The following is a 24365-nucleotide window of genomic DNA, read 5'->3' as shown; positions in this document are numbered from 1 at the left end:
GCAGGAGGCGCCGCCATGGACAGCCCCGTCGACCGCGCCGCCATCGAGGCCGCCGCAGCCCGGATCGCCCCGCACGTGCGCCGCACGCCGCTGATGCGGCTGGAAGCGCCGGTCCCCTGCGAATTGAAGCTGGAGCAGTTGCAGGCGACCGGCTCCTTCAAGGTCCGCGGCGCCTTCAACACCCTGCTTTCGGTCGACGTGCCGGCCGGAGGTGTCGCGGCGGCGTCCGGCGGCAACCACGGCGCGGCGGTCGCCTACGCGGCCAGCGTGCTCGGCCACAAGGCGACGATCTTCGTGCCGACCATCGCGAGCCCGGCCAAGCTCCAGGTGATCCGCGAGGCGGGGGCCGACATCACCATCCTCGGCGAACGCTACGCCGAGGCGCTGGAGGCGAGCGAAGCCTTCCAGGCGGCGTCCGGCGCCATCGGGGTCCACGCCTACGACGCGCCGCTCACCGTCGCCGGTCAGGGCACCGTCGGCGCCGAGTGGGAGGCCGACAGCGCCGGGCTGGACACCGTGCTCGTCGCGGTCGGCGGCGGCGGGCTCATCTCCGGCATCGCCGCGTGGTTCCAGAACCGCGTCAAGGTCGTCGGCGTCGAGCCGGAGGGGTCGTGCGCCATGGCCGCGGCGCTGAAGGCGGGCCGCCCGGTCGCCGTCGAGGTGAACTCCGTGGCGGCGGACTCGCTCGGCTCGCGCAGCGTCGGCGTACTCAACTACGAGCTGGCGCGCCGTTTCGTCGAGCGGGTCGTGCTGGTCGAGGACGAGGCCATCGTCGAGGCGCAGCGGACGCTGTGGCGCCAGGCGCGGATCGTCACCGAACCGGGCGGCGCCACCGCCTACGCCGCGCTCCAGTCCGGCGCCTACCAGCCCGCGCCGGGCGAGCGCGTGGGCGTCCTCGTCTGCGGCGCCAACACCGACCCAGTTAGCTTTAGTAACGCTATCGCCAAGGAAGCGTGATAGGGTCGCGGCTCGATCGATGAGGAGCCGACGATGAGTTTCGCGCCGTATATTCACTTCCAGGGCAACTGCCGCGAGGCGATGACCTTTTACGCCGAGGTCTTCGGCGGCACGCTCGAGATCATGACCTTCGCGGACGCACCGGCCGGCTCCGGGATGCCGGCGTCGAACCGGGTGATGCACGCCACGCTCACCACCCCGCAGGGCCCGCTGATGGCATCCGACTTCCCCGAGAGCATGGAGGGCGAACCGCAGAAGGCGGTCAGCATCTCGCGCTTCGAGCCCGACGTCGAGACGGGGCGCAAGACGTTCGACCGTCTCGCCGAGGGCGGCGTGATGATCATGCCTTATGGCGAGACCTTCTTTTCGCCCGGCTTCGGCATGGTGCAGGACCGGTTCGGCACGCATTGGATGGTGATGTCCCAGCCGCCCCGATGAGGCGGCGACGCGCGGACGGGCGCTCGGTTCTTTCGCCCCGCCCCGAAAGGGTCTAGCAAGGCGAAAAATTCGAAAGGACGCCCATGCCCTCTTTGCTTCTTCTCGCCGGCGACGGCATCGGTCCCGAGATCATGGCCGCCACCAAGCGGGTGATCGAGTTCTTCAATGCGAAGGGGGCCGGGTTCGACACGGTCGAGGGTCTCGTCGGCGGCTGCGCCTACGACGCCGAGGGAACCCCGTTCCCAAAATCCACCGTCGAGAAGGCCGAAGCGGCGGACGCCATGCTGCTGGCCTGCGTCGGCGGCCCGAAGTGGGACGATATCAAGGAATACGACATGCGACCGGAGGCCGGACTGCTCGGCCTTCGCAAGCATTTCGAGCTGTTCGCCAACATCCGCCCGGCGATCTCCTATCCCGCGCTGGCCGACTCGTCGTCCCTCAAGCGCGAGGTGGTCGAGGGGCTGGACATCATCATCCTGCGTGAGCTGACCGGCGGCGTCTACTTTGGCGAGCCGAAGACGATCGAGGACATCGGCAACGGTCAGAAGCGCGCCATCGACACCCAGGTGTACGACACCTACGAGATCGAGCGGATCGCCCGAGCCGCCTTCGATCTCGCGCGCGCCCGCCGTGGCAAGGTCACGTCGATGGAGAAGCGCAACGTGATGAAATCGGGCATCCTGTGGCGCGAAGTGGTCGAGGCCACGCATCGCCAGGGCTACGAGGATGTCACGCTCGATCACATGCTGGCCGATGCCGGCGCGATGCAGCTCGTGCGCGACCCCAAGCAGTTCGACGTGGTCGTCACCGACAACCTCTTCGGCGACATGCTGTCCGACATCGCCGCCCAGCTCACCGGCTCGCTCGGCATGCTGCCCTCCGCCTCGCTGGGCGCGGTGGACGAGAAGACCGGCCGCCGCCGCGCGCTCTACGAGCCGGTGCACGGCTCCGCGCCGGACATCGCCGGCCAGGGGATCGCCAACCCCATCGCCATGATCACCTCCTTCGGCATGGCGCTGAAGTACTCGTTCGGGATGATCGCGGAGGCGGACGCGCTGGATGCGGCGATCGCGGACGCGCTGGCCGACGGCATTCGCACCGCCGATATCGCGATGGGCGGGCCCTCCGTCGACACGATGGGGATGACCGACGCGATCCTCGCCAAGCTCGAGGCGCGCCTCTAGTCGGGCGACCCGGCGCGGCGGGGGCCGGGCCGCTGCGCCCGCCCGCCGCCGCGCCCCATAAGCAGCGCCGACGCAACACCGCGCGGCCAGGGAGGGCAAGGCCCGAGCCCCGCGAGTGGCGACACGCCGTGGCGTGGCCCACGCGCAGGGGGTGCCGGGCGGAGCCTCAAGGACCAGAGGCTCGAATGCCCCTCAACGACAATATGCGCGGCGCGCTCCTGATGACCGCCGCCACGGCGGGATTTGCGTGCAACGACGCCTTGATGAAGCTGGCGTTCGAGACCGTCCCCGTCGCCCAGGGCATCTTCTGCCGCGGCCTCGTCGCCATCGTGCTGATCGGGCTGCTGGCCTGGCGCACCGGCGCGCTGCTCTGCCGGCCGAGCCGGCGCGAGTGGCGCGTCCTGGCGCTGCGCACCGGAGCCGAGCTCGGCGCGACCGTCACCTTCCTGCAGGCCATCAGCACGATGCCACTGGCCGCCGCCACCAGCGTCCTGCAGTTCGTGCCGCTCGCCGTGACGATGGTGGCGGCCCTCCTCCTGAGCGAGCCGGTCGGCTGGCGGCGCTGGTCGGCGATCGCGGTGGGCTTCCTCGGCGTCCTCGTGATGATGCGCCCCGGCACCGCGGGGTTCGAGGCCACGCTGCTCTATCCGATGGCGACCGTGGTCTTCATCACCGCGCGCGACGTGCTCACCCGTTACATGGAGCCGGCCACACCCTCGGTCTTCGTCAGCTTTCTGACGATCCTCACCGTCACCTTCTTCGCCGGCGTGGCGATGCCGATCCAGGGCGCGGTGGCGATCGACCTCACCACCGCCGCCCTGTTCGTGATCGCGGCGAGCTTCATCATGGTCGGCTACATCATGAGCGTCACCGGCATGCGGGTGGGCGACATCTCCGCCGTCTCCCCGTTCCGCTACACGGTGCTCGTCTGGGCGATGCTGCTCGGCTTCCTGCTGTTCGAGGAGGTGCCCGACACGCCGACCTTGATCGGCGCCGGGATGGTCGTCGCCGCCGGCCTCTATACGCTGTGGCGCGAGACCCGGCGCGGCCCGACCCGTACCGCCGCCGAGGCCTCCACGCGGCCCTTCTCGCCCACCGGCCGCGGGCCCTGACGTTTCACGTGAAGCAAAGTCTCAGGCCGCCTCGCGCTCGCCGAGCAGGGCGACGTCGACGGCGGCGAGCGCATCGTCGAACCGGCCGTCCGCCCACGCCGCCTCGCCCAGCACATGGCGCATCCGCCCCGCTTCGGCGGCGAGCGTCTCCGCGACGAGGGACGCGGTGACCGAGCGGCCGTCGTCCAACGTCACGCCGTGGCGCAGCCACTGACGGACATGCCGGTGCGCCCATTCGCCGGTGGCCGTGTCGCAGATCGTATCGCCGATCTCGGCCGCGCCGTAGCCCCGCCGGCCGGCCGCCGCGAGGCCCAGCGCGATGTGCAGGAGCCGCCGGAGCCCGGCCTCGGTGCGGCGGCCGGTATACGGCTCCAGCAGCGCCGCGGGCACAACGGGTGCGCCTTTGTGCGGCAGCTGGTTGGGTTGCGGCATCATCCAGCCGAACACCTCCAGCGCCGGCGCGACTAGGATCGGGTGCGCGACCTGCGTGCCGTCGTGCCCGTCCGCCGCCGCACGCTCGATATCGGCGCGGATCTTCTCCAGAGCGTCGGCCGCGACCGCCGCATCCGCCGAGGTCGGCAGCCGCACCACCGGGGCGGCGAGGGCGAGGATCCCGCGCCGGTGCGCCAGCCGGACCACATGCTGGGACAGCCGGCGCAACATCGCCCGACCACCGACCAGGGCGTCCGGGTCCGGCAGGACGAAGCCGGGGTCCGCCGCGCACTCCGCGATCGCCGAGGCGAGGTAGTTCGAGCGGCCGCATGCCAGCGCGACGATACGCTCGCGCAGCGCATGGACGATCTCGTCCGCCGCGTACGCAGCCGGGACCGTCTCGATCTGCGCCGTCACCTTGATCGATCCCTGCGGCAGGGCCAGCGCCTCCTCCGCCAGCGCCAGAAGCGCGTCGAACACCGCCGCCTCGTCCGCGCTCTCCAGCTCCGGCAGGGTCACGCAGAGGCCGCGGCCGGCCGCCGCGAGGTGCGGCGCGTTGTGGTAGAGGGCGAGGCCGAGGTCGAGCACCGCCGCGGCGATCGCTTCGCCGTCGACGAGGACGTGCGCCTCGGTGCGATCGAGCGCGCGCGGGCGGATCATCAGCGCCGGGAAACGCACCGGCGTCGGACCGAGGATCTCGTCGGTGGGGGCGGCGGGCGCGTCGTCGGCGAGCATCTGGCCCACGGTGTCGACCAGGGCGAGATGACCCGCGACGATGTTGGCCCATGTCGGCAGGATGGCGTCCTCGAAGTCGACCACCACCGACGCGGCGCGCGAGGCGACGGCGGCCGCCAACGTGCGCCGGTGCGGCGGCACCACCAACTCGACGCGGCGGTCCGCGAGCGTTTCGGGGATCGGCGCGGCGGTCCAGTCGCCGTCACGCAGGCCGGGGATCTGGCCGCGACGTCGCTTGCGGGCCGCCAGCGCCACGGCGCGAGGCTGCTGCGTGGCCCGGTGCAGCCGCGACAGGAACTCGAGCGACCCGGGGGTGAAGAGGTGTTCCACGCCCGTCACCGTCTCGCCGACGAGCACCACCCGTTCCATCCTGTCGACCACGCACGCCCTCCCTCGCGGCCGCGGGGCACGGCCGTTCGGAAGCATCTGGATCACCCGGCGGGGCAATCAATGCACATCGGCCCGCTCGGGACGCTCAACGGCCGTGCCGTGGTGCCCTATATCGCACCCATGCCGGAACCGCTCCTCGCCCTGACGCCCGACGGCCTCTACTGCCCGCCGGGCGGTTTCCACATCGACCCCGTGCGCAAGGTGGCGCGCGCGGCGATCACCCACGGCCACGCCGACCATGCCCGCCCGGGTCACGACACCGTGCTCGCCACGGCCGAGACGCTGGCCATCATGGCCGTGCGCTACGGGCCCGGATTCGCCGGCTCGCGCCAGGCGATCGGCTACGGTGAGGCGGTGCGGATCGGCGGGGTGACGGTGCGCTACCATCCCGCGGGGCATATTCTGGGCTCGGCGCAGATCTCGCTGGAGGCGGGCGGCCGGCGCGCCGTGGTGTCCGGTGACTACAAGCGCCAGGCCGATCCCACCTGCACCGGGTTCGAGTTGGTCCCCTGCGACCTCTTCGTCACCGAGGCGACGTTCGCGCTCCCGGTCTTCCGCCATCCGGACGCGGCGGACGAGGTGGCGACGCTACTGCAGTCGGTGGCGCTCTTCCCGGAGCGGCCGCACATCGTCGGCGCCTATGCCCTGGGGAAGGCGCAGCGGGTGCTCGCCCACATCCGCGCCGCCGGCTACGATCGGCCGATCTACCTGCACGGCGCGATGGAAGCCCTGACGGCGCACTACCAGGCGAGCGGGCAGGACTTCGGCATCCTGCTGCCGGTGAAGGGCGTCGATCGCAAGACGCTGGCGGGGGAGATCGTCATGTGCCCGCCCGGCTCGCTGGCCGATCGGTGGGCGCAGCGGTTCGGCGACAGCGTGACGGCGTTCGCCTCGGGCTGGATGCGGGTGCGGGCGCGGGCGCGGCAGCGCGGGGTGGAGCTGCCACTGGTGATCTCCGACCATGCCGACTGGGAGGACCTGTGCACCACGATCGTGGAGACGGGGGCCGAACAGGTGTGGGTGACGCATGGCCAGGAGGACGCGCTGTGCCACTGGGCCCGCACGAAGGGCATCGACGCTCGCCCGCTGCACCTGCTGGGCTACGGAGACGGGGACGACGGGCCGGAGGAGATCGTCGCCGACGACGCGGACTGACGCGCGCGCCGGACGTGGTGGTGGAGCGTGGCGGGGGAGCCTATTGCGTCGCGTAGACGATGCGGGCGATCCACTCGATCTCGGACTTGCCGAGCGAGACGTCGTCATGGTCCGGATTGACGGCGTGGAACTTGTAGCCGTCGGAACCGATCTCTTTCAGCACCTTGACCGCGACCTCGTTGTTCGTGCGCTTCACCACCACGCGGTCGCCGGCGTTCGCCTCGGCGTTGGGGGAGATGAAGAGGACGTCGCCATCGCGGTAGAGCGGCTGCATCGAGTCGCCCACGACCGACAGCGCATAGAGCGGCTCGTGGCGCCGATCGGGGAAGGAAATGATGCGTGGGGGGCTAGGAACGGCGATCGTATCGGTGCCGACCGGGCTCGCGCTTTCGAAGCCCGCATGCGCTTCGCCGATGAGGGGGATCGAGACTTGCGGCGCGTTGCGGATGTTTTCGACGAAGCCGAACAGGTCCGACACCGAGGTGTTCGTGGCTTTTAGGATCTTTGCGATGGACTCGGTCGACGGCCAGCGGGGACGCCCGTCGGACGCAAATCGCTTGCTTTTGTTAAAAGTCGTCGGATCGAGACCGCTGCGACGGGCAAGGCCGGACGGAGACATGCCATGCTTCGCCGCAAGCTCGTCGATCGCGTTCCACACGTCGTTATGAGCGAGCATAGGCCCTACTCCTGCTCACAGGCGAAGATCGAATGGAGGTACCTCGTTCGGCTCCTCAACGTGAAAGCGCCCGTCCACAATTCAGTTTGTTCTGGATTGATGTAGCATATGTAAGGCGTTCGCGGAACCTGGGTTTCTGCAGATCCGCCGCATTCTGTGCCTCAATCAGACTCCTGGATGGCCCGTGGAAGACAAGGATACGATTTACAAGCTGCTGCGATCTGCCGAACTTGCGACATTCGTCACAAAAGGCTTCTTTGAAGGATCAGCCGACGACCTTCGCGACGGCTTCGTTCACCTGTCCACCGATGCGCAGCTGAATGGGACGCTCGAGAAACATTTTTCTGGAGAGTTCAACATTTTTGCGCTGGATTGCAGGCCTTTAATGAACTCAGCCGAATTGGTCTGGGAGACTTCGCGCGGCGGGGCGCTTTTCCCGCACCTCTACCGCGCGATACAACTCAGCGACGTGGCGGCGATATATCCGCTGCCGCAAAGCAAATGGCCTCCATCGCACAAAGGATAGAAATCCTGCGCCAGAATGCGACTGAATGTCGCATTCTGGCGGTCGGTCACGCCGCCTCGGCGCGGGCCGACAGCAACTTGCGGTTCACCAGCAGCTCCGCGATCTGCACCGTGTTGAGCGCGGCGCCCTTGCGCAGGTTGTCGCTCACCACCCACATCGCGAGCCCGTTCTCCACCGTCGGATCCTCGCGGATGCGGCTGATGTAGGTCGCGTCCTCGCCAGCGGCCTCGTACGGCGTGATGTAGCCGCCCGGCTCATGCTTATCGATCACCAGGCAGCCCGGCGATTCCCGCAACAGGTCGCGCGCTTCTTCGGCCGACAGCGGCTCCTCCAGCTCCAGGTTCACCGCCTCGGAATGGGAGATGAAGACCGGAACGCGCACGCAGGTGGCGTGCAGCTTGATCTTGGGGTCGAGGATCTTCTTCGTCTCGACCATCATCTTCCACTCTTCCTTGGTCGAGCCGTCTTCCATGAAGACGTCGATCTGCGGGATGAGGTTGAAGGCCATCCGCTTCGGGAACGCCTTGGACTGCACCTCGTCCGACACGAAGACGGCGCGGGTCTGGGCGAACAGGTCGTCCATCGCCGCCTTGCCGGCGCCCGAAACGGACTGATACGTCGCGACCACCACGCGCTTGATCCGGGCGCGGTCGTGGATCGGCTTCAGTGCCACGACGAGCTGCGCGGTCGAGCAGTTGGGATTGGCGATGATGTTCTTCTTGGCGAACCCCTCGACCGCGTCGGCATTCACTTCGGGCACGATGAGCGGCACGTCCGGATCGGTCCGGAAGGCGGACGAATTGTCGATCACCACCGCGCCGGCCGCGGCGATCTTGGGGGCCCACTCGCGCGCCACGTCGCCGCCGGCCGACATCATGCAGATGTCGACGTTGGAAAAGTCGGTCGTCTCCAGCGCCTCGCATTTCAGGGTCTTGTCGCCGTAGGAGACCTCGGTCCCCTGACTGCGGCGCGACGCGACCGCGATCACCTTGTCGGCCGGGAAGCCGCGCTCGGCCATGATATCGAGAATTTCGCGGCCGACGTTCCCCGTCGCGCCGACGACTGCTACCGTGTAGCCCATCTGCCTAAACTCCTAGAGACTGGGGCGTGTAATGGCGGAGATGACGGCATGTGTCCATCCGCCGGGCGCACAATCGCGGCCCTCGCCCGCCGGCTCGGTCCAGCGCAACGCCAGCGCTCGGCCGCACTGCGGCAGTCGACGGCTCGCCGCGGCGGACTGCCCCCGTGTAGTCGCCGCGGGCGTTGTTACTTGCGGCGCGCCGCAACCTATTCCCGTTGCGCGCGTTTGAGTGGCAGACGGGCGCCCCATTTGTCCCTAGAGCGGATATCCAACGTATGAAGCGGTTTTCGTGCAGAAACTGCGGCAACGAAGTCTATTTCGACTCGACGCGGTGTGTGAACTGCGGCAACGCGCTGGGATTCAACGCGTCGCGCGGGGTGATGCTGTCGACCCCGCAAGGCCGCCCCTGGAGTGTCGACCGCACCACCTACCACCTCTGTGCCAACGCCGAGCCGGTCGCCTGCAACTGGCTGGTGCGGGAGGGGAGCGGCGACGCGCTGTGCCGCGCCTGCGCCCACAACCGCACCATCCCTGACCTGTCCGACCCCGAGGCGATTTCGCTGTGGCGCGAGCTGGAGCTGGCCAAGCGCTACCTCTTCTATTCCATCATCCGCTGGAACCTGCCGCAGCCGACCATGGCCGAGGATCCCGACCACGGCCTCGCGTTCGACTTCCTCGCCGACCAGCAGAACGCCGACGGCACCGTGACACCCGTTCTGACCGGCCACGCGGACGGCCTCATCACCATCAACATCGCGGAAGGCGACGATGCCGAGCGCGAGCGGCGCCGGACCGACATGGGCGAACCCTATCGCACGCTGGTCGGCCACATGCGCCACGAGGTGGGTCACTATTACTGGGACCGCCTGGTGCGCGACGCGGGCAAGCTGGACGCCTACCGTGCCGTCTTCGGCGACGAGCGGGAGGACTACAACGAAGCGCTCAAACGCCACTACGAGCAGGGGCCGCCGGCCGATTGGGCCAACAGCTTCATCTCCACCTATGCGACGGCGCACCCGTGGGAGGACTGGGCCGAGACCTTCGCCCACTACATCCATATCGTCGACGCGCTGGAGACGGCCGCGGCGTTCGGCATCCGCACCACCGACCTCGGCCAGGAGAAGCAGACCACCCACGCCGTCGACTTCGACCCCTATACGCAGGGGACGATCGGCCACCTCCTGAAGGCGTGGGTGCCGGTGACGGTCGCCATGAACGCGATCAACCGCTCGATGGGCCAGCCGGATCTCTACCCCTTCGTGCTGTCGACGCCGGTCGAGCAGAAGCTGGGCTTCGTCCATCGGCTGATCCGCGCCCACGCGCAGGAGGCGACGCCGGCGCACAAACGCCGCTGGTGGCGCCTCGGCCGCTGACCGCGCCGGGTGACGCGGCTCGGTGGCGGCGCCGCCGGGAGGTGTCGCAGCCCGGCACGGCGCTTATGTTAGCCCGGTGCTCACCATACCCGACATCGCCCGCGCCGCGCGCGCCCTGCCTGAGCCGTTCGAAGGCTGGTTCGCCGGCCAGGGCTGGACGCCGCGCCCGCACCAGCTGGCGCTGATCGAGAAGGCGGGCGAGGGCAAGTCCACGCTCCTCATCGCCCCGACCGGCGCGGGAAAGACGCTCGCCGGCTTCCTGCCGAGCCTCATCGAGATCGCGGACGAGTTCCGCCGGCGCAACGCCGCCGTGCGCGAGGGGCCGCACACGCTCTACATCTCCCCGCTCAAGGCGCTGGCGGTGGACATCGCCCGCAATCTCGAGCGGCCGATCGCCGAGATGGGCCTCCCCGTCACCACCGAGACCCGCACCGGCGACACGCCGCAGAACCGGCGGCGGCGGCAGAAGGAGAACCCGCCGGACATCCTGCTGACGACGGCAGAGCAGATCGCCCTCCTGATCAGCCAGCCCGACGCCGCCCGCTTCTTCTCCGAGCTGAAGGTCGTCATCGTCGACGAGTTGCATTCGCTCGTCACCTCCAAGCGCGGCGACCTTCTCGCGCTCGGGCTGGCGCGACTGCGCCGGCATGCGCCGGATCTGCGCACCATCGGCCTCTCCGCGACCGTCGCGGAGCCGGACGACCTGCGCGGCTGGCTCGTCCCCTTCACCTCGCCCGACCCGACACCGCGCGCGGACGACGGCCGTGGCGTTCCCGAACGGCGCCCTGTCGGCCCGGCGTCCGGCCTCGCCGATCTCGTCGTCGTCGAAGGCGGGGCGAAGCCGGACCTCTCGATCCTGGCGACCGAGCAACGCGTCCCCTGGTCCGGGCACATGACACGCTGGGCGGTGGGCGACGTCTACCAGCTCATCAAGGCGCACCGGACGACGCTCGTCTTCGTCAACACCCGCTCGCAGGCCGAGACGCTATTCTACGAGCTGTGGCGCATCAACGAGGACACGCTCCCGATCGCCCTGCACCACGGCTCGCTGGAGCGCGAGCAGCGGCGCAAGGTGGAGGCAGCGATGGCCCGCAACGCGCTGCGCGCCGTCGTCTGCACCTCCACGCTCGACCTCGGGATCGACTGGGGCGACGTCGACCTCGTCGTCCACGTCGGCGCGCCGAAGGGCGCCTCGCGGCTCGCTCAGCGCATCGGCCGCGCCAACCACCGGATGGACGAGCCGTCCAAGGCGATCCTCGTCCCGTCGAACCGGTTCGAGGTGATGGAGTGCCAGGCGGCGCTGGACGCGTCGTATCTCGGCCATCAGGACACGCCACCCATCAAGGAGGGCGCGCTCGACGTCCTGGCGCAGCACGTCGTCGGCGTGGCGGTCGCCGACGCGTTTGACGCGATCGACCTCTACGAGGAGATCCGCTCCGCCTACCCCTACCGCACCCTCGACTGGGAGACGTTCGAGCGCGTCGTCGACTTCGCGGCGACCGGCGGCTACGCGCTGCGGGCCTACGAGCGCTACGCCAAGATCCGCCGGCGCAAGGACGGGCTGTGGCGCATCACCCACCCCGACGTCGCCAAGCAGTACCGGCTCAACGTCGGCACCATCGTGGAACTGGCGATGCTGCCGGTGCGGCTCGTCTCCTGGCGGCGCGGCATCTTGAGCAAGCGCGGCCCGATCCTGGGCCAGCTCGAAGAATATTTCCTCTCTTCGCTGGCACCGGGCGACACGTTCCTCTTCTCCGGTCAGGTCCTCAAGCTGGAGGCCGTGCGCGAGAACGAGGTCCTCGTCACCAAGGCGCAGACCAACGAGCCGAAGATCCCCTACTACGGCGGCTCCAAGTTTCCGCTGACGACCTATCTCGCCTCCGTCGTGCGGCAGATGCTGGCCGACCCCGCCAACCGCACCGCCCTCCCCGAGCAGGTGCGCGACTGGCTGGACCTGCAGGCGGCCCGCTCGCGCCTGCCCAAGGCGGACGAGCTACTGGTCGAGACCTTCCCGCGCGGCAACCGCCACTACCTCGTCGCCTACCCGTTCGAAGGGCGGCTGGCGCATCAGACGTTGGGGATGCTGCTGACCCGGCGGCTGGAGCGCGCGGGACTGAAGCCGATGGGCTTCGTCGCCTCCGACTACGCGCTCGCCATCTGGGCGCTGGAGGACCTCTCCGCCCACTTCGACGCGGCGGGCGCGGCGATGGCCGACCTCTTCGCCGAGGACATGCTGGGCGACGATCTCGACGAGTGGCTCGCCGATTCCATGCTGATGAAGCGCACCTTCCGCGCCGTGGCGCAGATCGCCCACCTGGTGGAGCGGCGCCATCCGGGCCAGGAGAAGACCGGCCGGCAGATCACCCTCTCCACCGACCTCGTCTACGACGTGCTGCGCTCGCACGAGCCGGACCACATCCTCCTGCGCGCCACCTGGGCGGACGCGGCGACCGGCCTCCTCGACATTCGTCGCCTCGGCCAGATGCTGGCGCGCGTGCGGCACGACATCGTCCACGTGCGGCTGGAGCGGATCTCGCCGCTCGCGGTGCCGATCATGCTGGAGATCGGCCGCGAGCCGGTGCAGGGCGAGGCCCGCGACGCCCTGCTGGTGGACGCCGCCGACGAGCTGGTGCGCGAGGCGATGGGCTGACCTTGCGGCCGTTTCTCTCGTGAGACGGGCTCTAACGCCCGATCCAGGCGCGGAAGTCGGCGAGGCCGTCGTAGGCGACGGGGTTGTCCGGGCACAGGCCCGTGCCGCATTCGGCGAGTGTCGACACGCCGTTGCCGACCGTGAGCAGCAGGAAGAGCGCCACCGACAGCGTGCCGAGCGCGCCCGGCCGCCCGGCGATGCCGAACTCGCGCTGTAGGAACAGCATCAGCCCCGCACCCAGGATGACCAGCGCGAACACCACGAACGCCCAGGTGTAGAAATGCAGGCCCAGGAAGGGCGGGCCGTACTCGCCCGTCCCCGGTACGATGTGGAGCGCCACCTGGCGCAGCGCGATGGCGGCCCCCGCCACCGCCGCGACGATCATGATGCCGTAGCCCTGCGGCGAGGGTCCGCGCAGCACGTTGAGGACGAGCCCCACCCCCACCGCGACGAAGCCGGCCCGCTGCAGGATGCACAAGGGGCACGGCAGCGAGCCGCCGACGAACTGGTCGTAGAAGGCGAAGCCGAGGACCACCGACAGGGCGTAGAGCCCGAGGATATTGAGCTGTTGGGCGAGCCGTTGAGACATGGTGGCCCCTCAGAGCGCGATGTTGATGGAGCTGGTCGCGTGGGTCGCGAACAGTGCCAACGTGACGACGACGGTGAGGAGGCCGACCCACGCCGCCGCGGCGCGCAGGCCGCACCAGCCCATGACCATGGCGACTGTGGCGGTAAAGAACGGGAGGCTCATCATGACGGGACGCTTTGCGATACGGTCGACACGATCCGGCGCGAAGCCCGTGGCGCGCCCGTGGCGACCGAGGAAGGCTGGTTCGCACGAACCTTACCCACCGCCGCCGACCGTGGCGAGCCCGCGCGCCCCGCTCTCCCCACCCACGCACTGCGCCGCTGCGGCCGGCGCGGGAAAGGGCGGTGGAAAACGGGGGCGAGCGACGGCAGCCCCACCCACGCGACACAGCGTCCGGTGGACAGCGCCTTAACCCCTCGTCAACCAGTTTGCCGCATGGGGCACACGGTTGCGGAGGGGAACGAAATGGATACACCATTCGGCATGCACGCCATGTCCGCCTTCTCCTTTCCCGGCCCCCGGCTTCCGCGTGCGGAGCGCGCGACGCCGGTCGCCCCGGTGCGCGCCCACCTCGCCGGAATGGACGCCCTGCTCGATCCGACGGGCGCACTCTACTGGCCGGCCGAGAACCTCCTCGTCGTCTCCGACCTGCACCTCGAGACCGGGTCGTCCTACGCCCGCACCGGGCAGATGCTTCCGCCATACGACAGCGCGATCACCCTCGGCGCACTCGCGGCCGCGTTCGCGCGGCACCGCCCCGGCCGCGTCCTGTCCCTCGGCGACACCTTCCACGACCCGTTCGGCGCCGAGCGCCTCGGCGATGCCGACCGCGCGACGCTCGCCGCGCTCACCGCCGCGGCCGACTTCATCTGGGTGACCGGCAACCACGAGCGCGACGGTGCGGCCGCGCTCGGCGGCACCGTGTGCGACGCGATCACCATCGCCGGCACGACCTTCCGGCACATTCCCTCGGCCGCGCCATCGTCGGGCCGCGAGGTTGCGGGGCATCTCCACCCCGCGGCGCGCGTCGCGCTACAGGGGCGGCCGGTCAAGCGGCGCTGCTTCATCGGCTGCGGCGAACGGCTCGTCATGCCGGCGATGGGCTGTCTCACCGGCGGCCTCTCGGTGACCGACCCGGCGATCGCCGGCCTGTGGCCCGCCGCCCGGCCGCAGCTCCACCTTCTGGGGCGCAACCGGGTGCTCTCGCTCGCCGCCTGACTTGCGGGCCGATCTTTTACGGCCCGTTAAGATATGATGTTACAAAGGCCACACAACTACCGTAGTCTGACGCGATTATTATGTTCTGGCCGCAGGGCACCTATATGATACGTTACACCGGCTAGGATTCACAGATCGTCAAATGCTCGACAGACCGGACCTCAGCGACGACGATCCCTTCGAGGAGCTGGCCTCTTCCGCCTGCAATCTCCTCGCTGACAGCCTGGGCGTGCGCTATTGCGGGATCATCAACGCCGATGAGGCGACGCTGCGCGCATCGTCGAGCGAGTTTTATTACCTCCCCGACGATGTAAAACGAAGAATAGTCGACAATCTCTCCGACGCGGTGTTGACCGCGGAGTACGATTCCGACGTCACGCTCTCCAGCCAACTGATCACGCTGGACGAGCCGGGTCTCGGCGGCACCCTCGGCGCCCTGTTCTTTCCCGAGACCGAGGTCACCGTCTTCTCCGTCGCTCCCGCCGGCCGCACGATCGACCCGACGCGCTTTCGCCGCGCCGCGGTCTCGGCACTGCCGATCCTCTACCGCCTGGAGGACCTGAGGACCGAGCGGCACGATCTCATCAAGTCCGCCAACCTCCTCCATCATGTCGAGGAGCTGGCGAAGGTCGGCGGCTGGGAGCAGACGCTCGCCTCCGGCCGCATGCTGTGGTCCGACGAGATCTACCGCATGCACGGCCTCGAGAAGGACGGCAACCTCACGCTCGACCGGGTGCTGGCGCTCTACCCCTCGCCGGCGCGCGAGCGGCTGACGCTGGAGCTGGAGCGCGCCGCCGCCGAACGCTCCGGCTTCGACGTGACGATGCCGATCCGCACCGCTTCGGGCGACCAGCGCATCGTGCGCACCGTCGGCCGGGCCGAGATCGGGCCGGAGGGGCCGATCATCTACGGCATCACCCAGGACGTGACGTCGCAGATGTCGGCCGAGCGGCGCCAGTGGTGGGCCGCCAACCACGACACGGTGACCAAGCTCCCCAACCGCCTCCTGTTCGAGGATCGGCTGGAGACCGCGGTCTTGCGCGCGCGCCGGGATGGGCGGCGGTTCGCCGTCATCATCATCGAGCTCGCCAACCGCAACCACCGCACCACGATGTCCGGCTACACCCTGCCGGACAAGCTCATGCTCGACATCTCGGCCCGCCTCGCCGGCGTCACCCGCGGATCGGACACGATCGCCCGGCTGTCGCTGAACGAATTCGCCATCATCCTGTCCGACGTGAAGGACCGCGAGACGCTGAAGCCGGCCCTGTCGCGTCTGCAGGCGCAGATCGCGGCGATGCGGCGCGAGGACCCGGGGACCGACATCGTCGCCAATCTCGGCATCGCCTTCTATCCCGAGCATGCGACCGGCGGCGAGGAGCTGACGCGCGCGGCCGAAATGGCACTCGCCCAGTCGCGCCGCACGCCCAACGACCCGGTGCGCATCTTCGACAACCAGATCGCCAACGACGTTGCCAAGCGGCGGCAGACGATCCTCGCTCGCGCGCGCGACAGCCTGACCAAGAGCGAGTTCGTCCCCTACTACCAGCCGCAGATCGACATCGAGACCAACCAGGTCGTCGGTGCCGAGGCGCTGGTGCGCTGGCAGACCGCCGACGTCCTGCTCGACGCCAAGGACTTCGCCTACGTGCTCGACGACCACGAGGTGGGCAGCGCCGTCGGCCGCTCCGTGCTCGACAGCGTGATCGCCGACATCTCCAAGCTGCGCACGATGACGCAGCGCCCGTTCCGGATCTCGGTCAACGCCTCGCGCACCGAGGTGCTGCGCAACGACTTCCTCGACACCTTCCTGGAAAAGACCCGCAACGAGAACCTGCAACCCAACGACTTCATCATCGAGATCACCGAGGACGTCATCATCGGCGTCGACGACCAGACGCTGCACGACAAGATCTCCTATCTCGCCTCCTCCGGGGTCGACTTCTCGCTGGACGACTTCGGCACCGGCTACGCCTCGCTGATCCACATCACCAGCTTCCCGGTCAAAGAGATCAAGATCGACAAGCAGTTCGTTTGGGGGATCGAGAACGACCGGCGCAAGCGGGCGATCGTCAAAGGCATCATCCAGATCGCCCGGTCGATGGGCCTGCACGTGATCGCCGAGGGGGTCGAGACGGTCGAGCAGCAGGAGGCGCTGCGCGAGATCGGTTGCCGCTACGTGCAGGGCTACCTCTACGCCTTCCCGCTGCCGTTCGCCGAATTCGCCGCCATGCTGGAAGCCGGCTGACCCACCCGGCGGCGGATGCGCTCCCCGCGCACGAGACTTGCGCCCGGCGGCGGGCGGCTGGCCCCTAAAATGCCTCTCTGTTCCGACGCGCGGCGGACAAACCGCCCCCGCGTACCCCATCGGCGACTGCCGGAGCACGGGACCGATTCAATCGCGGATCGGAATGCGGTAGGCCTGGGACCGGACTTTGAGGAGTGCCTACAATGCTTGCCCTGACCGGCTATATCGACCGTCTCTCCGCACGACCGGGCGAGGAGATCGCCTTCAAGCTCTCCAGCACGGGGACGGCGCCGGTCGACGTGCGGCTCGTCCGCGTCGTGAGCGCCGACCCCAATCCGGGCGGACCCGGCATCATCGAACACGACCTGGCGGACGTCTTCACCACGTCCGTCCCCTCGCGGGTGCAGACGCATACGGTCGGCTCCTCGGGCTACGCGCCGCTCCCGCCGATGCCAGAGGGCGCGATCACCCTCACCGCGGTCATCTGGCCGACGTCGCCGCGCAAGGGCGAGCAGGGGATCCTCGCCGCCCTCGCGGGCCAGGGTCTCGCGCTGACGGTGGGCGAGGACGGCTGCGTCAACGCCGTGCTGCGCGGCGACGGCGACCTCGGAGTCTCCTCCGGCGCGCCGCTGTCGGCCCACAACTGGTACCGCGTGTGGGCGAGCTGGGATCCCGCGGCGGGCACGCTCACCGTCGGCCAGCATGCGCTGATCCCGCCGTTCGGGCCCGAGCCGCCGGTCGTCGCCTCGGTGTCGGGCGAGGTGGGCGCCGTCGTCTGGCCCGAGGTGGTCACCTTCGCCGCGCTCGCCGGCGCCCCCGCTAGCGCGCACTACAACGGCAAGATCGAGGCGCCCGCCATCCTCGCCGGGGCCTACGACGCACCGCCCGAGGACGTGGCCGCGATCGCCGCGTGGGACTTCTCGCGGCAGATCTCGTCCACCACGCTGGAGGATACCGGGCCGCACGGATGCCACGGCACGCTGGTGAACTTGCCGGCGCGGGCGATGACGGGCTCCAATTGGGTGCCGGAGGAAATGCACTGGGTCGTCGCGCCGGAGCGCTACGGGGCGATCCACTTCCACGACACCGACCTCGCCGACTGCGGCTGGGACACCGACTTCACCTTCACGGTGCCGCAGGACCTGCGCAGCGGCGTCTACGCGATGCGGATGCGGTGCGGCGCGGAGGAGGACACCATCCCCTTCTACGTCGTCCCGCCGCGGGGGACGCGCACGGCCAACCTGTGCGTGCTGGTGCCGACCTTCACCTATGTCGTCTACCAGAACTTCGCGCGGCCGGACTTCGGGCCGGCCTTCCGCGAGCGCGCCGCCGCGCTCGGTGGGCCGACCTACTTTCCCGGCGATCACCCCGAGTACGCCCACTCCACCTACAACCTGCATTCCGACGGGGCGGGGGTGTGCCACTCCAGCCACCTGCGCCCGTTCCTGACGATGCGGCCCGGCCACCTCTCCTATCTCGACTATCGCGGCTCGGGCCTGCGCCACTATTCGGCCGACAGCCACCTGTTCTATTTCCTGGAGAGCGAGGGGATCGCCTACGACGTCGTCACCGACCATGAGCTGGACGCCGAGGGCCACGACGTCATCGCCGGCTACGAGTGCGTGACGACGACGAGCCACCCCGAGTACCACACCGAGGCGACGCTCGACGCGCTGCTGGCGTACCGCAACGAGGGCGGCCGGTTCTGCTATCTCGGCGGCAACGGCTTCTACTGGCGTGTGGCGCGGCACCCGGAGGTGCCGGAGGCGATCGAGATCCGCCGCGGCGAGGGCGGCATCCGCGCCTGGGCTGCGGAGCCGGGCGAATATTACAACGCGTTCGATGGGGCGTATGGCGGTCTCTGGCGCCGCTCGGGCCGTCCGCCGCAGGCACTGGCCGGCGTCGGCTTCTCGTCTCAGGGCCCGCTGGACGGCGCACCTTACCGGATCCTCCCGGCTGCGCGGGACCCGCGCGCGGCATGGATCTTCGAGGGTGTCGACCAGGAGCTGATCGGCGATGCCGGCCTCTCCGGCGGCGGCGCGGCGGGCTTCGAGCTGGACCGGGCGGACGTGCGCCTCGGCACCCCGGAGCACACGCTGATCCTGGCCCGCTCCGAGGGCCACTCGGAAAAGTTCATCGTCGTCCACGAGGAGATGCTCACCCACCTCACGACGGTGCCGCAGGAGCCGGCGCCGGCGCTGGTCCGGGCCGAGATCGTCTTCTTCGAGACACCGAAGGGCGGGGCGGTGTTCTCGACCGGGTCGATCACCTTCTGCGGCAGCCTGCCGGACAAGGGCGGTGAGCCGGGCACGGCGCGGATGCTCGCCAACGTCTTCCGCCGCTTCAGCGACCCAGCCCCGTTCCAGATGCCGTGACGGGGAGCCCCCCCCTGAGGCGCGTCTGCGCGCCGGGGGGATCCGGGCGGGTCGACCGCCCGCCCGCAGGTGCGACCGGCCGGCTACGCCGTAACGGTCGGCCGATGGCTCTCGTGAAAGCGGAGCGTCCGCTCCAGCGCGCGCGCCGCACGCAGCAGCTTGCGCTCGGCGAAGGGCCGGGCCACGAGCTGGATGGCCACCGGGACGCCGTTCCCGTCCAGACCGACGGGCAGCACGAGCGCGGGAAGGCCGAGGAAGTTGAAGGGCCGCGAGCAGTGCCCGCTGTCCGACACTTTTCCCGCGAAGCCCGGCGTGTTGTACGGCACGATCTGCGGCACCTCCATCGGCCAGGCCGGGGTGGCGACGATGTCGACCTCGGCGAACGGTCCGGCGAGCGCCGCCGCGAGGAGCGTGCGGCGATGCATCACCGCCGCGAGGTAGGCCTGGGCCGGCACGAAGGCACCGCCGACGAGGCGGGTCAGCGTCTCGGCGCCATAGTCGGCCGCGCGGGTCGCCAGCCACTCACGGTGCTGCGCCGAAGCCTCCACCGCGATCATCGTCAGGGTCAGCCGGTTGGCGACCTCGATCCCCGGCAGGGCGACGTCGCGAATGGCGGCGCCTTCGGACGCCATCGCCGCGATCGCCGCCTCGAGGCGGGCGCCGACCGTGGTCGTGACGGGATCGAAGAAGTAGCTCCGGGCGACGCCGAAGCGCAGGCCCTCGTAGCCGTCCTCGATGCCGGCCAGCGGATCGCCGAACGGCGCGTCCACGGACTGCGGGTCGGCGGGGTCGGGGCCGGCGAGCGCGCAGAGCATCAGCGCGGTATCGCGCACGGTGCGGCAGAGCGGACCGGCGGTGTCGAGGCTGCCGGAGAGCGGGAAGATGCCGGAGCGGCCGACGCGCCCGGCGGTCGGCTTGAGGCCGACGAGCCCGCAGGCTGCCGCCGGCAGGCGGATGGAGCCGCCGGTATCGGAGCCCATCGCGGCGGGGATCGCCCCCGACGCCACCGCCGCGCCCGACCCGCTGGACGAGCCGCCGGTCGAATGCGCCGTGTTCCACGGGTTGCGGGGCGGGCCGGTGTGGATGTTGCGCCCCTCGGTGCCGAGCGCGAACTCGACGGTGTTGAGGCGGCCGAGGTCGAGCGCGTCGGCGGCGTCGAGGCGGGTCACCGCGTGAGCGGTCGTCTCGGCGACGCGGCCGGCAAGGATCCGCGACCCGGCCTCGGACAGCCGGCCGGCGCGGTCGTAGAGGTCCTTGTGGGCGAGTGGCGCGCCGGCCAGTGGGCCGACCGGCTCGCCGGCGGCAAGGCGCCGGTCCAGCGCCTGCGCTCCGGCGCGCGCGGCCTCTGGCTCCAGCCGGGCGACGGCGTTGAGCGGACCGGAGATGCGCTCCAGCGCCGCGAGGTGGGTCTCGGCGAGGTCCGCCGCGCTGACCGTTCGGGTGGCCACCGCGGCCAGGATCGCCTCCAGCGAGGCGCCGAGTGTCTCGTTCACGTGTCCTCCCGCCCGGCGATGAGCAGGGGCATGATGTCGAGTGGCGCCGCGGCCTCGCTCGGTGCGTGTGGCAAGGCGGCGGCGACCGTCGCCAGGGCGGCGGCGGTCTCCTCGGCCTGATCCACGACGGCGGGATCGATGCCCTGCGCCGTCAGGATCGCGCGCCAGTCGGGCCCGCTCACGCGGGCGCCGTGGCCGCAGCCGGCCCCTCGGTCGAGGTCGACCACTCCCGACCCGGGATCGAGGCGAACAGCTCGCGCGTGTAGGCGTGGGACGGCGCGGCGAAGACGCCGGCGGTGGCGCCGGCCTCCACCACCTCGCCCCGCTGCATGACGATGATCTTGTCGCACACCTGGGCGGCGACCCGCAGGTCGTGCGTGATGAAGACCATCGACAGGCCGAGCCGCTCGCGGATCTCCTCCATGAGCTTCAGGACCTGCGCCTGGACCGACACGTCGAGCGCGGAGACCGGCTCGTCGGCGACCAGCACCTCCGGCTCCAGCGCGAGCGCGCGGGCGAGGCCGATACGCTGGCGCTGCCCGCCGGAGAACTCGTGCGGGTAGCGTTCCGCGACGCGCGGGTCGAGGCCGACGAGGTCGAGCAGCTCGCGCGCCCGTTCGTGCGCCTTGCGGGCGGGCTTGCCGAGGTTGATCGGCCCCTCGACCAGGATGTCCGCCACCTTCCGCCGCGGGTTGAGCGAGGCGTAGGGATCCTGGAAGACCATCTGCACGCGGTTGCGGTGCGGTTTCAGCGCGCGCCGGTCCATCGCCGCGATGTCGACCCCGTCGAGGTCGATTTTTCCGGTATCGGGTTGCAGGAGCCGCACCAGGCAGCGCGCCACGGTGGTCTTGCCGGAGCCCGATTCACCGACGATCCCGAGCGTCTCGCCGCGGTCGAGCGTGAAGCTCACGTCCTTGGCGGCATGGAAGGACGAGCCCTTGCCGAACAGCCCACCGCCGGAGCGGTAGATCTTGTTCAGCCCTTCGACGGTGAGCATCCGCCGGCCGAAGCCGGACCGGGCGGCGCGCGGCGTCAGGCTCGGCACGGCGCCGATCAAGGCCTTGGTGTAGTCCTCGCGCGGGGCGTTGAGGATCTGCTCCGCCGAGCCGACCTCCACCAGCTTGCCGTACTGCATCACGGCGATCTGGTCGGCGATCTCCGCCACCACGCCGAAGTCGTGCGTGATGAACATGACGCCGGTGCCGTGCCGCTCCTGCAGCTCGCGGATCAGGCGCAGGATCTGTGCCTGGGTGGTGACGTCGAGCGCGGTGGTGGGCTCGTCCGCGACCAGGATCTTCGGGTCGAGGATGAGCGCCATCGCGATCATCGCGCGCTGCCGCTGGCCGCCGGAGAGCTGGTGCGGGTAGGCGGCCATGATCCGCGGCGGGTTCGGCAGTTGCACCTCGGCGAAGAGGTCGAGGATCTTTTGCCGTCGCTCCCGCCCGCTGAACTTGGTGTGGACCGTCAGCACCTCGTCGATCTGCTTGCCCACGGTCATCAGCGGGTTCAGGGCCGTCATCGGCTCCTGGAAGATCATCGAGAGCTTTTCGGCCCGCATCAGCCGGCGCTCGTTGGGCGTCAGCTTCAGGAGGTCGCGCCCCTCGAACATGATCTCGCCGGCGGTGGTCTCCACCTTCGGCGGCAGGAGGCCCATCGCGGCGCGCGCGGTAAGCGACTTACCCGACCCGGACTCGCCCACCACGCAGGTGATCTCGCCCGGATTGACGGTGATATTGAGGTCTTCCACGGCGTAGGTGCGGTCGGCGCCTTTCGGCAGCGCGATCGACAGGCCGCGGATATCGAGCAGCGGCGCGGTCATGACGAACGCTCCCTCAGCCGCGGGTTCAGGGCATCGTTGAGACCCTCGCCGACGAGGTTGATGGCGAGAACCGTCAACAGGATGGCGATGCCGGGGAAGGTGCAGATCCACCACGCGCGGCGCAGCACGGTACGGCCGGCGCCGACCTCGAAGCCCCAGCTCATCACGTTGGGATCGCCGAGGCCGAGGAAGGCGAGCGCGCTCTCGATCAGGATCGCGGTGGCGACCAGGAGCGAGCCGGCGACGATGATCGGCGAGATCGCGTTGGGCAGGATCTGCACGACGATGATCTTCCAGTCGGGCATGCCCATCAGCACGTTGGCCTGCACGAACTCGCGGTTGCGCAGCGAGATGAACTCGCCCCGCACCAGGCGGGCCAACGGCGGCCAGGAGACCACCGCGATGGCGATCACCACGTTCTCGATCGACGGGGTCAGGATCGCGACGAGCAGGATCGCGAAGATGAACGACGGGATGGTCTGAAAGACCTCCGTGATGCGCATCAGGATATCGTCGATCCAGCCGCCGTAGTAGCCGGCGAGGCCCCCCATCAGGGTGCCGAGCGCGACCGCCACCAGCGTCGCGATGACGCCGATCATCAGCGACGTGCGCGCACCGTGGGCGATGGCGGCGGCGATGTCGCGGCCGAGCGTGTCGGTGCCGAGCGGGAAGCCCTCGGACAGCGGCGGCAGCATCGGCCGGCCGGCCAGCGAGAACGGGTCCGCAGGGTAGAGAATCGGCGCCAGCGCCGCCATCAGCAGGACGAGGATCAGGAACACGAGGCCGACGACGGCCGACTTGTTCCGGGCGAAGCGCCGCCAGAACGCGAAGCGTTGCGGGGGCGCGGTGAGGGTTGCGGTTGCCGCGTCCGTCACGACAGCTCAATCCGCGGATCGAGGAACGTGTAGAGGATGTCGACCAAAAGGTTCACCACCAGGACGATCACGGCAGAGAGCAGGAAGATGCCGAGAAGAAGGTTGAGGTCGCGCGCGAAGAGGGACTCGTAGGCGAGCTGGCCGAGACCGGGCCACCCGAACACCGTCTCCACGATCACCGAGCCGCCGATGATGGCCGAGACCTGCACGCCCGCCATGGTGACGACCGGCAGGAGCGCGTTGCGCAGAACGTGGCGGAAGGTGATGCGGCTTTCCTTGACGCCTTTGGCGCGGGCGGTGGTGACGTAGTCCATCCCCGACTGCTCGAGCATCGAGGCGCGCATGAGGCGCGTGTAGAGCGCCAGGTAGAAGAGCGAGAGCGTGACGGCCGGCAGCACCAGGTGGTGCGCGATGTCCCACACGCGGTCCCAGCCCTCATTGAACTCAGCGAAGTTTTCCATCCCGGAGGTCGGGAACCAGCCGAGGTTGATGGAAAAGACGACGATCAGCATCAAGCCGACCCAGAAGAGCGGCGTCGCGTAGCTGACGAGCGCCAGCACGGAGATGAGGCTGTCGCGCCAGGTGTTGAGATTGACCGCGGCGAGCAGGCCGAGGATGGCGCCGACACCGACCGACAGGACGATCGTCGTCACCATGAGGATCATGGTGGGGCCGAGCCGCTGGAGGATGAGCTCCCAAACGGGCATCTCGTGCCGGAAGGAATAGCCGAGGTCGCCGACGGCCACGCGGCCGATATAGTTGGCGAGCTGGATGGGCAGTGGCTGGTCGAGGCCGAATTTGGCGCGAAGCTGCTCCATGTATTCGGGCGTCGCGGACCCGGCCTCACCGGCCAGAACGTCGACCGCATCGCCGGGGGCGAGCTTCAGCAGACAGAAATTGAGAATGATGATCGCCAGGAGAATCGGGATCGCCTGGACGATCCGGCGCGCGACGTAGCGCAGTCGTGCGTTGGGCATCAGCCCTCCGATTTTTTGTAGGGCGCGAAGTGCGCCGGACACGATTGGCCGCCGGTGCAAGC

The 24365-nt window shown here is 69.6% G+C and carries 21 protein-coding genes; 11 read left to right on the top strand and 10 right to left on the bottom strand.

Annotation, left to right across the window (positions count from 1 at the left end):
* Window positions 1-15 precede the first annotated feature (15 nt).
* The 4 genes from MRB58_RS10090 to MRB58_RS10075 all read left to right on the top strand — a co-directional run bounded on the left by MRB58_RS10090 (window position 16) and on the right by MRB58_RS10075 (window position 3691).
* A complete protein-coding gene (locus MRB58_RS10090) occupies window positions 16-957 on the top strand; it encodes a threonine/serine dehydratase (RefSeq protein WP_244781580.1) in 942 nt (313 codons plus the stop codon).
* Between the two features lie 33 nt (window positions 958-990).
* Window positions 991-1395, top strand: a complete 405-nt coding sequence (locus MRB58_RS10085; RefSeq protein WP_244781579.1) for a VOC family protein — start codon at window positions 991-993, stop codon at window positions 1393-1395.
* An 83-nt stretch (window positions 1396-1478) separates the two neighbouring features.
* A complete protein-coding gene (leuB, locus tag MRB58_RS10080) occupies window positions 1479-2579 on the top strand; it encodes a 3-isopropylmalate dehydrogenase (RefSeq protein ID WP_244781578.1) in 1101 nt (366 codons plus the stop codon).
* A 185-nt stretch (window positions 2580-2764) separates the two neighbouring features.
* Window positions 2765-3691, top strand: coding sequence for a DMT family transporter (locus MRB58_RS10075; protein WP_244781577.1), 927 nt, complete (start codon window positions 2765-2767; stop codon window positions 3689-3691).
* 21 nt (window positions 3692-3712) lie between these two features.
* On the opposite strand, the gene MRB58_RS10070 is transcribed toward MRB58_RS10075, so the two are convergent.
* On the bottom strand, window positions 3713-5239 hold the full coding sequence (locus MRB58_RS10070) for a hypothetical protein (RefSeq protein WP_244781576.1): 1527 nt from the start codon (window positions 5237-5239) through the stop codon (window positions 3713-3715).
* Window positions 5240-5368: 129 nt separating this feature from the next.
* Here MRB58_RS10070 and MRB58_RS10065 point away from each other — a divergent pair, with 129 nt between their 5' ends.
* A complete protein-coding gene (locus MRB58_RS10065; RefSeq protein ID WP_244781954.1) occupies window positions 5369-6403 on the top strand; it encodes a ligase-associated DNA damage response exonuclease in 1035 nt (344 codons plus the stop codon).
* A gap of 40 nt (window positions 6404-6443) precedes the next feature.
* On the opposite strand, the gene MRB58_RS10060 is transcribed toward MRB58_RS10065, so the two are convergent.
* Complete coding sequence (locus MRB58_RS10060; protein WP_244781575.1) at window positions 6444-7079, bottom strand: helix-turn-helix transcriptional regulator; 636 nt, start codon at window positions 7077-7079, stop codon at window positions 6444-6446.
* A 184-nt stretch (window positions 7080-7263) separates the two neighbouring features.
* Between MRB58_RS10060 and MRB58_RS10055 the strand changes: the two genes are divergently transcribed.
* Window positions 7264-7605 carry a DUF952 domain-containing protein gene (locus MRB58_RS10055; protein WP_244781574.1) on the top strand — a complete coding sequence of 114 codons (342 nt, stop codon included), beginning with the start codon at window positions 7264-7266 and terminating at the stop codon, window positions 7603-7605.
* Between the two features lie 46 nt (window positions 7606-7651).
* On the opposite strand, the gene MRB58_RS10050 is transcribed toward MRB58_RS10055, so the two are convergent.
* Window positions 7652-8686, bottom strand: coding sequence for an aspartate-semialdehyde dehydrogenase (locus tag MRB58_RS10050; protein ID WP_244781573.1), 1035 nt, complete (start codon window positions 8684-8686; stop codon window positions 7652-7654).
* A 335-nt stretch (window positions 8687-9021) separates the two neighbouring features.
* Here MRB58_RS10050 and MRB58_RS10045 point away from each other — a divergent pair, with 335 nt between their 5' ends.
* Window positions 9022-10059, top strand: coding sequence for a putative zinc-binding metallopeptidase (locus MRB58_RS10045; protein ID WP_371747259.1), 1038 nt, complete (start codon window positions 9022-9024; stop codon window positions 10057-10059).
* A gap of 76 nt (window positions 10060-10135) precedes the next feature.
* Window positions 10136-12709, top strand: coding sequence for a ligase-associated DNA damage response DEXH box helicase (locus tag MRB58_RS10040; protein WP_244781571.1), 2574 nt, complete (start codon window positions 10136-10138; stop codon window positions 12707-12709).
* A gap of 31 nt (window positions 12710-12740) precedes the next feature.
* Here MRB58_RS10040 and MRB58_RS10035 read toward each other — a convergent pair whose 3' ends face one another.
* Window positions 12741-13298 (bottom strand): disulfide bond formation protein B, encoded by a 558-nt coding sequence (locus tag MRB58_RS10035; RefSeq protein WP_244781570.1) that lies wholly within the window; start codon window positions 13296-13298, stop codon window positions 12741-12743.
* 9 nt (window positions 13299-13307) lie between these two features.
* Entirely contained in the window at window positions 13308-13463 is a 156-nt protein-coding gene (locus tag MRB58_RS10030; protein WP_244781569.1) for a DUF5993 family protein, read from the bottom strand.
* Between the two features lie 300 nt (window positions 13464-13763).
* On the opposite strand from MRB58_RS10030, the gene pdeM reads away from it, so the two are divergent.
* From pdeM to MRB58_RS10015, 3 genes are all read left to right on the top strand, one after another.
* A complete protein-coding gene (gene pdeM / locus MRB58_RS10025) occupies window positions 13764-14516 on the top strand; it encodes a ligase-associated DNA damage response endonuclease PdeM (protein ID WP_244781568.1) in 753 nt (250 codons plus the stop codon).
* 142 nt (window positions 14517-14658) lie between these two features.
* The gene (locus tag MRB58_RS10020; RefSeq protein WP_244781567.1) at window positions 14659-16764 is read left to right on the top strand and encodes a bifunctional diguanylate cyclase/phosphodiesterase; all 2106 of its coding nucleotides are present in this window, start codon (window positions 14659-14661) and stop codon (window positions 16762-16764) included.
* A 203-nt stretch (window positions 16765-16967) separates the two neighbouring features.
* Entirely contained in the window at window positions 16968-19139 is a 2172-nt protein-coding gene (locus tag MRB58_RS10015) for a N,N-dimethylformamidase beta subunit family domain-containing protein (RefSeq protein ID WP_244781566.1), read from the top strand.
* Between the two features lie 83 nt (window positions 19140-19222).
* Here the strand turns inward: MRB58_RS10015 and MRB58_RS10010 are convergent, their stop codons facing one another.
* The 5 genes from MRB58_RS10010 to MRB58_RS09990 are packed head-to-tail and all read right to left on the bottom strand — an operon-like array spanning window position 19223 to window position 24303.
* Complete coding sequence (locus tag MRB58_RS10010; RefSeq protein ID WP_244781565.1) at window positions 19223-20632, bottom strand: amidase; 1410 nt, start codon at window positions 20630-20632, stop codon at window positions 19223-19225.
* Window positions 20629-20814 (bottom strand): hypothetical protein, encoded by a 186-nt coding sequence (locus MRB58_RS10005; protein ID WP_244781564.1) that lies wholly within the window; start codon window positions 20812-20814, stop codon window positions 20629-20631. Before MRB58_RS10005 ends, MRB58_RS10010 begins: the two co-directional genes overlap by 4 nt.
* Entirely contained in the window at window positions 20811-22451 is a 1641-nt protein-coding gene (locus tag MRB58_RS10000) for an ABC transporter ATP-binding protein (protein WP_244781563.1), read from the bottom strand. The genes MRB58_RS10005 and MRB58_RS10000 overlap by 4 nt, the downstream gene beginning before the upstream one ends.
* The gene (locus MRB58_RS09995) at window positions 22448-23326 is read right to left on the bottom strand and encodes an ABC transporter permease (RefSeq protein ID WP_244781562.1); all 879 of its coding nucleotides are present in this window, start codon (window positions 23324-23326) and stop codon (window positions 22448-22450) included. The genes MRB58_RS10000 and MRB58_RS09995 overlap by 4 nt, the downstream gene beginning before the upstream one ends.
* Window positions 23323-24303 carry an ABC transporter permease gene (locus tag MRB58_RS09990; protein ID WP_244781561.1) on the bottom strand — a complete coding sequence of 327 codons (981 nt, stop codon included), beginning with the start codon at window positions 24301-24303 and terminating at the stop codon, window positions 23323-23325. Before MRB58_RS09990 ends, MRB58_RS09995 begins: the two co-directional genes overlap by 4 nt.
* Window positions 24304-24365 lie beyond the last annotated feature (62 nt).

The sequence above is a fragment of the Acuticoccus sp. I52.16.1 genome, assembly GCF_022865125.1.
In the GTDB taxonomy this organism is placed as follows: Bacteria; Pseudomonadota; Alphaproteobacteria; order Rhizobiales; family Amorphaceae; genus Acuticoccus.
This window is presented reverse-complemented; position numbering and strand designations above follow the sequence as displayed.

Coding starts and splice junctions, on each gene's coding strand:
- MRB58_RS10090 (WP_244781580.1), top strand. CDS start 16: ATGGACAGCCCCGTCGACCGCGCCGCCATCGAGGCCGCCGCAGCCCGG.
- MRB58_RS10085 (WP_244781579.1), top strand. CDS start 991: ATGAGTTTCGCGCCGTATATTCACTTCCAGGGCAACTGCCGCGAGGCG.
- leuB (WP_244781578.1), top strand. CDS start 1,479: ATGCCCTCTTTGCTTCTTCTCGCCGGCGACGGCATCGGTCCCGAGATC.
- MRB58_RS10075 (WP_244781577.1), top strand. CDS start 2,765: ATGCCCCTCAACGACAATATGCGCGGCGCGCTCCTGATGACCGCCGCC.
- MRB58_RS10065 (WP_244781954.1), top strand. CDS start 5,369: ATGCCGGAACCGCTCCTCGCCCTGACGCCCGACGGCCTCTACTGCCCG.
- MRB58_RS10060 (WP_244781575.1), bottom strand. CDS start 7,079: ATGCTCGCTCATAACGACGTGTGGAACGCGATCGACGAGCTTGCGGCG.
- MRB58_RS10050 (WP_244781573.1), bottom strand. CDS start 8,686: ATGGGCTACACGGTAGCAGTCGTCGGCGCGACGGGGAACGTCGGCCGC.
- MRB58_RS10035 (WP_244781570.1), bottom strand. CDS start 13,298: ATGTCTCAACGGCTCGCCCAACAGCTCAATATCCTCGGGCTCTACGCC.
- MRB58_RS10030 (WP_244781569.1), bottom strand. CDS start 13,463: ATGATGAGCCTCCCGTTCTTTACCGCCACAGTCGCCATGGTCATGGGC.
- pdeM (WP_244781568.1), top strand. CDS start 13,764: ATGGATACACCATTCGGCATGCACGCCATGTCCGCCTTCTCCTTTCCC.
- MRB58_RS10020 (WP_244781567.1), top strand. CDS start 14,659: ATGCTCGACAGACCGGACCTCAGCGACGACGATCCCTTCGAGGAGCTG.
- MRB58_RS10015 (WP_244781566.1), top strand. CDS start 16,968: ATGCTTGCCCTGACCGGCTATATCGACCGTCTCTCCGCACGACCGGGC.
- MRB58_RS10000 (WP_244781563.1), bottom strand. CDS start 22,451: ATGACCGCGCCGCTGCTCGATATCCGCGGCCTGTCGATCGCGCTGCCG.
- MRB58_RS09990 (WP_244781561.1), bottom strand. CDS start 24,303: ATGCCCAACGCACGACTGCGCTACGTCGCGCGCCGGATCGTCCAGGCG.